We start from the raw sequence: 514 nt of genomic DNA on the forward strand, positions 1-514 counted from the left end.
CTGCCGTCCACCCGGCCACCACGCCTATCGCGACATGGCCGGCGGTTTCYGTTTCATGAACAATTCGGCGATCGCCGCCGAGCATCTGCGCACCAAGCACGAACGCGTCGCCATCCTCGATGTCGACGTACATCACGGCAACGGCACCCAGGGCATCTTCTATGCGCGTCCGGACGTGCTGACAGTGTCGATCCATGCCGATCCCATCGGCTACTATCCCTTCGTCTGGGGCTATGCCCATGAGAAGGGCGAAGGCAACGGCCTCGGCACCAATCTCAATCTCCCGCTTGCGCTCGGCACCGGCGATGACGGGTTCATCGACGCGCTCGCCGTCGCCGAGAAGACCATCAAGTCATTTGCGCCAACAGCGCTCGTGCTCGCGCTCGGCCTCGACGCGTCCGAACACGATCCGCTGGCCGCACTCAAGGTCACCACCCCGGGCTTCAGGCGCATCGGTGAAGCCGTCGCGCGCATGGGCCTGCCCACCGTGCTCGTTCAGGAAGGCGGATATCTC

Annotated in this window: 1 protein-coding gene; it reads left to right on the forward strand. The window is 64.3% G+C overall.

The genetic code is table 11. The features are described 5' to 3' along the window. On the forward strand, positions 1 to 514 hold a 514-nt coding region (locus AC1DU6_RS35890), incomplete at both ends, for a histone deacetylase family protein (protein WP_477863431.1).

This window comes from Roseateles sp. P5_B10 (assembly GCF_056400485.1).